We start from the raw sequence: 11,521 nt of genomic DNA on the forward strand, positions 1-11,521 counted from the left end.
TCATCCCTACTTTTCAATTTTTAAATGTGTATGTCTCTTATTTGATTTCGCTAGACCGATCGTGATTGGTAAGCCAAGAACTAAAAATACGATAACGTCTGCAATTGTTGCGCCTAGTACTTGTATAACTATTTTGTCAAACGGTTCTCCCATCACAATAATATCGAATGCTCCAGCAAATATAATAGCTATGACAATACCAATTAACCCTGCAATTGCAAAATAAGAAATATCACGGTTATTATACGTTCCATGTTTTACACTAAAACCAACTCTTTTTTGTATGAGTCCCATTGATAAACCAATAATACCTGAACTAATAACCCATCCCCACCAAATACCCCATCCAGCGAGCGTATCTGTAACGGTATGACCGATGAGTCCTATTAAAAGTCCTGCTACTGGGCCAAATAACGCTCCAAAAACTGTTAAAATAGCCAATGCGGGTTTAATAAATGTATTCGGTGCGATAGAAAATCCCCAAAGCCCTAATACCCCGTATAAAGCTGCTCCAATTCCAATAGCTACTACTAGCTTTGTCGTTAATTTGTTCATTACAATTCCCCTCTCGTATTATTCAACTTTTAATACTCTATATTTATTTTGAAAATGAATTATGCATCGACACTTCCTTTCTATACAACAAAAAATGACCTCTTAAATAAGAGGTCATTTTCTTTCACGTACAAGAATCCCCTTATCTTTCAAAAGACACATCGTGTCCTCTGCGGAATTAGCACCTTCCTATGTAATTACATAGGGGTTGCTGAGGCTTCAAAGGGCCGTTCCCTCTACCTCTCTGGATAAGTATGTATTTGTAATCTGTATTATGGCACTAACAATAAATAATTTCAATACTTTTCTTACTATTTTTATTTTTCGATAAATAGTTCAATTAAATCATTGTATTCTTATCGGAATTATGAAATAATAAATTCAAAATTGTTACAGGAGGAATGCATGATGAAAGTAATTGGCTTAATTGGCGGACTAAGTTGGGAATCAACATCGTTATATTATAAACATATTAATACAATAACTCTCTCTCAATATGATCAAAATGCGAAGCTTGTTTTATATAGTATGGACTTTGGTGAAGTAACTACATTATTACAAAATCATCAATATGAAGAAGTGAAAAATGAATTAGTCGCAATAGCAAAAAAGGTAGAAAACTCAGGAGCTGAATGTTTACTAATGTGTTCTAATACTGTACATCTATTTGCTGAGGAAGTAGAACAAGCAATATCAATCCCACTTCTTCATATCGGTGATGTAAGTGCTAAAGAAATGGCAGAACAGAATATAAAACGGATCGGATTATTAGGAACGAAACAAACGATGGAACAAGATTTTTATACATCACGACTAGCAAAATATAACATTGAGACAATTATCCCAAATGACGAAGAAAGAACTTTTATCCATCACGTCATATTAAATGAATTAAGTAGAGGAATTATTTCAGAAACATCAAAAGAAAAACTAATACAAATTACCAATTCATTAATTCAAAATGGCGCGGAAGGAATATTACTAGGCTGTACTGAAATACCATTGCTTATTTCCCAAAATGACCTTACTGTTCCTGTTTTTGATACTGCTTATTTACATGCAAATACTGCTGTACAATTTGCTGGATAATAATATAAAAGCATACAGGTAGAGCCTCTATGCTTTTATATTGTCCGAACTATTTATTTAAAAGAGCATCAATAACTGCAATGGCTCTTTTGGAACCACCACACTCTAAAAAACTTTCATTCAGTTTTCGAATGCCATGTTTATACTTTTCATTTGAAAGAACATCTGTTACCGCCTTTTTTAAAGTTTGCACATTAACATGCTCTTTCAATAATCTATGTGCTGCCTCAAGCTCAGTTAATCTTTGCGCTATCATAGGCTGATCTTTATCATGCGGTATTATAACAAATGGGACATTGTAGTGGATTGCATCGTGTACGCTATTCATTCCGCCATGTGTAATAAATACATCTGCTTCGCTTAATATTTCCGACTGAGGTACGTATGGAGCTATTAAAAAATGGTCCGGTGCTGGTTTTATTTTTGAAATATCATTTCTATCACCTACTGCCATTACAACTATCCCTTCAAAGTCTGAAAAAGCATCAATACAAGTATTAAAAAATGGTTCGAGCCCTTCGAGAAGTGTTCCCATTGAAATATAAATAACTTTCTTTTTTGAAAGCAATTCAAGTGGAAACTTTACATTTGTTTTGCGCTTTATAATACTCGGTCCAATAAAAACATTGTTTTCTCCGAACGAATCGCTATTAGGTTGAAAATAACGACTTGTATACACGAGACTAATATCTCCCTTATTATGCATAAATTGAAGATTATTTTTGGGCTTTACTCCAAATTCATTTTCCATTTGATACAGTAACTTTTCAGAGAGTTCATCGGGTTGGAATTGTATTTCTGCATTTGGATGAAAAGGCAAGGTTTCCAATAATACTGGTGGAATTAAAAATATAGGAGAGGAAACTATCCCTGGAACTTGTAAATATTCCTTTACTAACTCTCCAGCGCCAAATATATCATAAACTACGAAATCAAAATTAATGCTTTTACATAATCGCTTCGTAATTTCTAATATGTATAAAGAAGTTTGAACATGTACATGAAAGAAAGATTTTAATCCATATGAAGTTTCATTATCAATAGAAATCTCCTTTAATAAATCCGGATGAGTATGTACAATAGCTCCCAAAACTTCAAGTCTTTCCTTAAAACTTTCCGTTGTAATATAGTGTACGTTATCACCTCTTTCAGTAAAGGCCTTTACTAAACTTAATGTAGGATTTACATGTCCCTCTGCAGGAAAATTAACTATTAAAATATTCATCACTTATTTCTCACTCCTTACAATTCAATGTTCTTATTAATCGTACTGTTATTATTACAAGCAATCTCCCCTTAATAGTCCCAATATACTTACTACTTTAGGTTGATAAATAATTATCAGACATTGAAAAAGGCATCTACATAAAATGTAGATGCCTAACTGTGATAAGGAGTGTTCTGTGAGGTTAGGATAAGCTTTTCTGCTTGTCCTATGCTATCAATATATGATTTATTTTGTAAAACGTGCATATCTAATAGAATTATTTTAACCATTTTATTTGATCAAATGGATAATATACCATTTTTACTTTACCTATTACATGTGACTCATTGATCAGTCCAAGTGTATTCCTACTATCCATACTATGATTACGATTATCACCTAGTACAAATAATTTATGCGAGGGAACTTTCATTTCTCTAAAGTTTGAAAAACGATTTGATACTTGTGACATATCTAACTGTATATACAACTCATCTCGCTTTTTACCGTTAATATATAACACATCGTTTCTTAATTGTACGTTATCCCCTTGTAATCCAATAATTCGCTTCACGTAGTATGTAGGCGAGTCTTCTTTTTTTATTATTACAACATCACCATGATGAAAAGAAGAAAAATAGATGCTAGCCTTATTAACTAGTATGCGATTATTCTCATTCAAAGTAGGTTGCATCGAAATTCCTTCTACCATACAAAATAAAAATAACTTATTAATAAAAATAATTCCTATTATAATTAAAATATAGCTACATATTTTTCTCCAATCCTTTAGAATCAATTGCTTCATATATACCTCATTTCTAAACTATTCGTATGTAAAAAACGTCTCTAGTTCATATAATTGCTAGAGACGTTTCGTATATTTTAATTCTCTTTAGAGTCATCTATTTTTGGTGCTTCGCCAGTTAATCGCTTATTTTTTAAATCAAAATAAGCATCTAAAACTTCTTTTCCAATATCAGAATTAATACCTGATTTATCATTTATAACCCAGGGCACAACAACAGAAAATGCTACTTCTGGATCGTCATATGGCGCATATCCTGCTAACGTTAAATTATAACATTCTCTTCGCTCACCTTTTTCATTTCTTCCAATATCACTTTCTCCACCGTATACTGTCTGTGCTGTCCCTGTTTTTCCCGCTGGTTTATACGGTGCTTTTTGGAATGCCCTTACTCCAGTTCCATCACCTTCTTGGAATACTCTCCTGAATCCTTCCTTTACTTGATTTATATAATCCTCTTTCATATCTATTTTATTTAAAACGATTGGTTCTACTGAATGCACCACTTTACCAATCTCATCTTTTTGCGCGGTTTGCTCTCTAACCTCTTGAACAATTTGTGGCTTCATTCGATATCCACCGTTTGCGATTGTTGAAATATACTGTACAAGCTGAAGCGGTGTATACGTGTCATACTGGCCAATTGAGTAGTCTAATAAGAAACCCGGCTGGTTATCTTTTTTACCAATTTGTCCAGCTGTTTCATTCGGTAAATCGATACCTGTTGGAACACCTAATCCAAATTGCCTAAAATAATACCTCATTTTATCAAAGTATTCCTGTTTAATATTTAATGAGCTATTTTTCACATAATCCACACCTGCAATTTTTAATGCTGTATTAAACATATAAACGTTAGAAGAAACTTGTAAAGCTCTTAGATCATCAATATTCCCAAACTCTTTCCAAGACTTCTTCTCCTTAGTTCCTTTAAACTTCATAGGCGCATCATAAAAATAAGTACCTGGTGTTATAGCTTTCGTTTCGAAACCAGTCAATATTGTCGCACCTTTAACAGTTGATCCAAGCTCATATGAACTTGTCATCGTACCTAAAGCATAATCTTCAACTTCTGTTTTCCCATCTTTTTCTACTAATTTTTTCCCTGCCATTGATAATACTTGACCATTTTTCGGATTTATCATTACAACGAAAGCACGGTCCAACATCGATTCTGAACCTTTATAGGCCTTTAATATTTTTTCTATGCTCTCTTCTACTTTTTTCTGTAATTCCATATCTATTGTTAAAGTTAAATTCTTGCCGCTTTTTCCTTCAGAAACTGTTTCCGTTCTAATTGTATCACCTTGTTTATCAGCAATACTTCTTACTTCTTTTTTCGTACCATGAAGCACATCTTCGTATTGCTGTTCGATGTAACTTTTCCCAACACGATCATTCCGGCTATACTCACGCACTAAATAATAATCTAATCGTTCACGTGGTAATCCTTCATTAGCATTCGAAACATTTCCAAGAACTGAACGGAATAAGCCATCATTTACATAGAGCCTTTCCCAATCAACTGATGCGTCTACACCTGGGAGATTTGCTAAATTTTCACTAATCACAGTATATTCCTTTTCACTAACATCTTTTTTAATAATTTGAGGTGCCATTTGATAACCTGAAGTCATTTTACTTTTAATAGCTAACACTTCTATATCCGTGGCTGTTAATTCTTGAAGATTTTTATCTGTGATGCGCTTTCTTTTTAACTCTTCTATTTTTTTGTCTAGGTCTTTTCCATTAATATCCTTTTCTCTGAACTTATCTATTTCTTTTTTAGATACTAAGTTTTGAGTAAGTTTTGGATTTAATTGCATCCAAAAATCTTTCTTATCAGTCTCGGTTAACTTATCAATATCTTCTTGCGGCATTTCAATTATTGCTGCAAGTTGTCTTGCGGTTTTTAACATTTCTTCCGCTTTTACACCTTTCACCTTTGTATATGTAATCGTACGTAAAGACTTATTGTCAACAACTGGATTACCTTCACGGTCATAAATTTTGCCGCGTGGTACTGTAAGATTAACAGTTGCATTCTCTCTTTTTTCTACTTCGTTTTTATATGTTTCTCCATCGAAAATTTGTACTTTGCCTAACTGGATTATAATTCCAGAAAATAATAAAAACACACAAAAGAATAAAATATTTAATCGTATAGGTAGTGCTCTACCACTCTTTTTCTCTTTCTTTTTCACCTTGTCATAATCTCCTCCTTACAACATTTCTAATAATTTTAAGCTTTCTATATTAAAAATAATGTACAATTTCCATACATTACTTTGTACGCATATTAATATAACGTTTAAAACTTAATAGAAATTAAAACAAACATAAAGAAAAGGTAAAGTTTACTAAATTAAATATAAAAATACCCAATAACAAAAGCTTAGCTTTGTTATTGGGTATTAAGTATTAAGTATTTTAGGAGTTAATATTAGAACGTATTGAAATACACCTATCATCACAATTTGATAGAGATTGTTTACTCTGAATTTTCGGCAAGTAAATAGTTACAGTTGTCCCGACGCCAACCTCACTCATTATACTTATTGTTCCTTGATGACCTTCAATTATTTTATAACTTAACATCAATCCAATACCGGTACCTTTTTCTTTCGTACTATAGAAAGGTTCACCTAATCTTTTAATTCTTTCTTCAGGTATTCCTATTCCTTCATCTATTACACTAATAATGACACCTTTTTTATGTATTTCTTTTATATGGATTGAAATTTTCCCGCCATCTAGCATTGCTTCGATTGAATTTTGCAAAATGTTAATAAATACTTGTTTCAATTGATTTTCTGAGCATTCAATGATTATCTCTTTGGAATCTGTAAATAGTTCAACTTGAATATTTGTCATGATTGCTTTTGTATTAATTAACGATACGACATTTTTAAAAATTTGATAAATATTTTTCTTTTCTGTATTTATTTCATCAGTTTTAGCAATCGACAAAAACTCTTGGAGGATTGCTTCTATTCTTTCTATTTCGGAAAGCATAAGGTCAAAATATTTTTCTTGATCTTCTCTATTAATTTGGAATAACTGTATAAATCCTTTAATTACAGTTAATGGGTTTCTCACTTCATGAGCTACACCGGCTGCTAATTGACCAATTGCCGCAAGTGTATCTGATTTATTTAGCAATTCTTCTGCCTTTTTCCGCTCTGTGATATCGCGTACAATGATCATAATTTTATCTTGTAATAATGGTAAACATCTAGCTTCAAAGAAATCGATACTTCCATTAATTGTCAGAAAATATTCTACAATTACATTCTTTCCTTCTTCTTTCAATTGGCGAATTGCTTCTTGAAATTGCTGTGCTACTGAAGGCGGTAATATTTCGTAAAATTTTTTTCCCATAAAAGCTTCTGCAGGTACGTAAAATTTTGTAGGGGATCCTGCTTTATAATCTATAATTGTCCCATCATCTTCTGTTAAAAAACATAAATCTGGTAAAGCTTTAAAAATTAATTCTAATTCAGACGTTTGTTGTTTTAATTGCTCTTCTATCGCTTTTAAATGTGTAATATCTACCCCAACAGCCCAGTAACTAAATCCTGTTACAGGAAACTGCTCTGATATATTGGACCACATTATCGTTTTAATTTCACCATTTTTACATGTTAAACTCATTTCCCAATCTCTAAAATTTTTTCCACGAGTCAAAAATTTATTTTGTATTTGATTGCGATAATTATGGTCAGGATACAGTAATTGAAGAGCGTTTGGATTCCCAATTATTTCTTCAGCAGTATAACCTGTTACAATCTCGCATTCTCGATTCCACAAAACAAAATCTCCATTATAGTCAAGCGCATCAACCATAACAGGCATGTTTTGTAAGATCGTATGTAGTTCTTCCTCTTTTCGAGAAAGTAACGATGTATTTTTACTTTGAACTGCTTTTTTCATCCCAGTTATAATGAGGTTAGAAAGCATTTCAAAATATTTTTGGCAATTGAAAATTTCGCTTCGTTTGGACCATACAACAAAAGATCCTAAATATTGATTGTATAAGAAAAGGGGGATTTCAATTTTGGGAAGTTTACATACTTTCATTTCATTAATTCCAAATGAAAATATAGATTCGTTTTCAGCATCAAGAAGTTGATGTGATATGTTGGTTAATTTATAAAATTGTTCTGCCATGGTTTCTATTGTACTCACATCAATAAGTTCCATTAGCCGCGCATTCATTCCTTTTTCACCTCGATATGTAAAATTTATACAAATTAAAAATTCATACTTCTTCATTATACGAAGAAAGTGCTCCTAGGTATATAGCTGTAGAATAATTATTCGAACAAATTCTATTTTTCAATTAAAAACAGAAAATAATATGGGAGTGTTACGCGCTGCTAACAGCACTATAAAAATACAATAAACATAAAGTTCACAAATTTTTCATAACTTCCATGAAAAATATAAACATTTATTCCAATATATTCTATATAATTAGGTGTAATAAGGCTTCTATGAATCACATAGAATACCTTACCCCTAATAAAAAGAAAAAAGAATCTATTTGGATTCTTTTTTCTTTTTTTATTACATTACATATTTATATAAAGCATGTGCGACACCATGTTCTTCATTTGTTAACGTTTCGTATTGACACATCGCTTTTATTTCTTCAACTGCATTTCCCATTGCAATTGATATATTTGCTTTCTCCATCATAGAAACATCGTTTAAGCCATCACCTATTGCTACAGTGTTTTCAACTGGAATATTAAGATGTTCTGCTAAAGTATATAATCCATTTCCTTTTTGAGCATCTCGATGATTAATCTCTAAATTATGCCAATAGGAAGATGTAATAGCTAAATCTGTATTATGCAGAAACGTTTCTTTTAATTTTTTTAATTTCTCTATGTCATAAGAAAACGGTAAAAGTTTATGCACATGTATATCCATTTCTACAATTGGTTTACAACTTTCTGTACTATGAAATGCTGTATGCTCAAGGTATAATGCAGCAATCGTTTCTAACTCTTTCAAATCGAAATTCTCTTTTGCATTCCTCACATACTCGATTTCATTACGTACACTCTCTACTCCATAATCCGGTACATACACACCTTTATTAGTATAAAGCTGATAATACAAGCCATTCTCTTCAAGATATTCTACAATCTCAAGTGCCTGCATATTTTGAATTGGGTATCTCTTCATCATTTTTTTATCTTTATATATAAGTGCACCATTCTCCGCGATAATCGGACACTCCAAATCAACTTCTAACAATAGTCGTTCAATATCCACAATAGAACGTCCAGTACAAATTGCTACAACATGGCCAGCTTCTTGACATTTCCGAATTGCTTCTGCATTCTCTTTACTAATCATTTTATTCCCTGAAAGAAGGGTTCCATCTAGATCAATTGCGATTAATTTCATTATTTCTTCACCACTTTCTATAAATACACGAGATCTATTTAACAAAAAGGTATCGTTTTCATATTGAGCTCGTTAAGTACTTCTTATTTATAATTTATGAAAAGCGTTTCAGGTCAAGAAATAATTAATAATAAAATCAAAAACTTTTCTTTTTAAAGAAAAGTTTTTGATTTTAAACTATGAACTATAACTAATATATTTCGTCTCACACATATACACATTCTTTTCTTCAGTTGGGACATATACTTTAAACTTTTCTAAACGTTTTCCGTATATATGAATAGTGATTACGCTTTCATTTTCGGATATTTCTAGAATATGACAATCAGCTGGTGGAATTACTTTATCTGTTTCGCCTTCTCCCAAATAAAGATTTCCTGTATGTGTTAAATAAGAAAGTGAATTTCCAAGTTGCTTCGTTTGAACAAAGTTCTGCACCATTATCCTTCCTGAAAAAACGCCTTCTACTCCCCATGTGCCATCATGATCATGTAATGGTGTAGATTGTCCATCTTTCCATACGAGAGCTAATACTTCAAAACGTTTTAACGGATCTTCATACAGTAAGTGTCGTGCATATTGAGCCGAATTCACCTTCTGTTTATCTAACGGAAGCCATGTTTTCTTTTCTAAAAGTTCTTCTAGTAATGTTTCAATTTCACACACGATTTGTTCTTCCAATAAATCACCATCTATTAAATCAGTTACAGCTTTAATAAATATTTGAAACGTTTTACTCCCATCGCACGTTAACATAAGCATCCTCCTCCACTCTTCTTTCACACACTTCCATACTAAATAGACCACTAAAAATTTACAATTGAGAAATAAAAAAACAAGGTACAGTAATTTTGTACCTTGCTGAACGTTTTACCTAGTTTTCAAAAGAATAGGTAAGTATTTTAATGTTTGTTCATTTTCTAATATACATTTTTCTAAATTGAACGATGGAGATAACTCTATTTTTTCAAAGGCATTGATAAAGGTAGTTAATGCAATCTCAGCTTCTAAACGTGCAAGTGGCGCCCCTAAGCAAAAATGAGGACCTTTACCAAAGGTTAAATGCTTTTCATTTCCTATTCTGTGTAAATTAAATTTAGAAGCTTGTAAGAACTTTTTCTCATCTAAATTTGCTGCACTTACCCATGCAACAATCATTTGATCCTTTTTCATAAAAGGTCCAAATGTATTTGTGTCCTCTGTAATCCGCCTAGCTAATGTAACGGGAAAGCGATAGCGTAATACTTCCTCAATCGATTTTGAAATTAATGTAGGTTCTTTTCTTAACTCTTCATATATTCCAGGTGAATCCACTAAAAAGCAATAAAAGCTATTAATAATTAAATTTGTAGTTGTTTCATTACCTGCCGCTAATAAGCCTAAAGAAAAAGTAACTATTTCTTCATCAGTTAATCTTTCGCCTTCATATTCAGCTCGTATTAAATCTGAAATAATATCGTCGGTTAAATGATACCTTTTCTCTTGAACAATTGGAAGCAGGTAAGTTTTAAATTCATTTAACGCAATTCCTTTTTCTACATCCAAATCGTTAAATTTTTCTTTACTATATGGCATAAATAAAATATCAGACCATTCTTTAATTTTTTTACGGTCAGTTGTTGGCACTCCTAATAAATCGGATATGACGGTAACAGGTAAAGGTGCAGCAAACTCTTCAACGATATTAACCTCACTATATTTCCCGATATGTTGTACAAGTTCATTTGCGATAGACTAATATGTAAATATAATAAAAAACGAATGATTAATAGAAATATTCTACGCCACTCGTTTTTTATCGGACTTCTTTTTACTGTACTTTTATTTTCTTTATGAGTTATTAGAAAAATAATTGTCTATATAAGTCTTTATTTTTTCAAAATCCTTTTCCATAAATAAGATTGCTGGTACTTCAATTATTGGAAGATTATTTTCATTATCAAAAGGTGGACACGGTTTGGGAACTACCAAATAGTCAACTGAGTTTTTATCCCTAATATAATTAATTGAAACATCATAATACTTAGAAAAATATTCCTTCAAATCATCCTGATTCCTTAAAAATGGTAGAGAAAATATTGAACCATAATTTATACCAGCGTCGACAATTAATACAAAGCATATTTTTTTCATGATACACCCTCCTCGTATAATAAGTTTTAAGTTAATAACTGTTCCTTGAAAATTAAATAGTTTTTATCTTCAAGAGCTACATCAAAAAAATGATGTATGGGTAAAATTTAGTCTTGGATAAGGTCACACTGATAAAAACAGGTTTCTTTTTTCTTTATATTCAATTAAATTATATCATTATTTTACATGAATTTCCAGAATTTGTTTTTTTATTTTATTGGTAAACTTATGCTTAGCATGAATTGGAGGGATATATATGATAGATTATAGAATAATTTCAAGAGAAAACTATTCAAATAAGATTGGAG

Annotated in this window: 9 protein-coding genes, 1 pseudogene and 1 riboswitch; of the genes and pseudogenes, 1 reads left to right on the plus strand and 9 read right to left on the minus strand. The window is 31.6% G+C overall.

The features are described 5' to 3' along the window. Positions 1-6 precede the first annotated feature (6 nt). A complete protein-coding gene (locus MR155_RS25445; RefSeq protein ID WP_242311440.1) occupies positions 7-555 on the minus strand; it encodes an ECF-type riboflavin transporter substrate-binding protein in 549 nt (182 codons plus the stop codon). 139 nt (positions 556-694) lie between these two features. Further along, positions 695-810, minus strand: a riboswitch (SAM riboswitch). 150 nt (positions 811-960) lie between these two features. On the opposite strand from MR155_RS25445, the gene MR155_RS25450 reads away from it, so the two are divergent. Further along, positions 961-1,644, plus strand: coding sequence for an aspartate/glutamate racemase family protein (locus tag MR155_RS25450; protein WP_242311441.1), 684 nt, complete (start codon positions 961-963; stop codon positions 1,642-1,644). 49 nt (positions 1,645-1,693) lie between these two features. Here the strand turns inward: MR155_RS25450 and MR155_RS25455 are convergent, their stop codons facing one another. The 8 genes and pseudogenes from MR155_RS25455 to MR155_RS25490 all read right to left on the minus strand — a co-directional run bounded on the left by MR155_RS25455 (position 1,694) and on the right by MR155_RS25490 (position 11,213). Then, a complete protein-coding gene (locus MR155_RS25455; RefSeq protein ID WP_242311442.1) occupies positions 1,694-2,872 on the minus strand; it encodes a macrolide family glycosyltransferase in 1,179 nt (392 codons plus the stop codon). A 256-nt stretch (positions 2,873-3,128) separates the two neighbouring features. Then, a complete protein-coding gene (gene lepB, locus MR155_RS25460; protein ID WP_219302480.1) occupies positions 3,129-3,659 on the minus strand; it encodes a signal peptidase I in 531 nt (176 codons plus the stop codon). Between the two features lie 77 nt (positions 3,660-3,736). Continuing rightward, positions 3,737-5,863 (minus strand): peptidoglycan D,D-transpeptidase FtsI family protein, encoded by a 2,127-nt coding sequence (locus MR155_RS25465; RefSeq protein ID WP_242311443.1) that lies wholly within the window; start codon positions 5,861-5,863, stop codon positions 3,737-3,739. A 226-nt stretch (positions 5,864-6,089) separates the two neighbouring features. After that, a complete protein-coding gene (locus MR155_RS25470; RefSeq protein WP_242311444.1) occupies positions 6,090-7,877 on the minus strand; it encodes a PAS domain-containing sensor histidine kinase in 1,788 nt (595 codons plus the stop codon). A gap of 351 nt (positions 7,878-8,228) precedes the next feature. Continuing rightward, the gene (locus MR155_RS25475; protein WP_002085231.1) at positions 8,229-9,080 is read right to left on the minus strand and encodes a Cof-type HAD-IIB family hydrolase; all 852 of its coding nucleotides are present in this window, start codon (positions 9,078-9,080) and stop codon (positions 8,229-8,231) included. Between the two features lie 177 nt (positions 9,081-9,257). Further along, entirely contained in the window at positions 9,258-9,836 is a 579-nt protein-coding gene (locus MR155_RS25480) for a cysteine dioxygenase family protein (protein WP_242311445.1), read from the minus strand. A gap of 114 nt (positions 9,837-9,950) precedes the next feature. Then, positions 9,951-10,814, minus strand: a pseudogene (locus tag MR155_RS25485) (cytochrome P450); the annotation flags it as partial. Between the two features lie 96 nt (positions 10,815-10,910). Beyond that, positions 10,911-11,213 (minus strand): hypothetical protein, encoded by a 303-nt coding sequence (locus tag MR155_RS25490; protein WP_000717614.1) that lies wholly within the window; start codon positions 11,211-11,213, stop codon positions 10,911-10,913. Positions 11,214-11,521: the final 308 nt, after the last annotated feature.

This window comes from Bacillus cereus group sp. BfR-BA-01331 (assembly GCF_022663915.1).
GTDB classification, from domain to species: Bacteria; Bacillota; Bacilli; order Bacillales; family Bacillaceae_G; genus Bacillus_A; species Bacillus_A mycoides.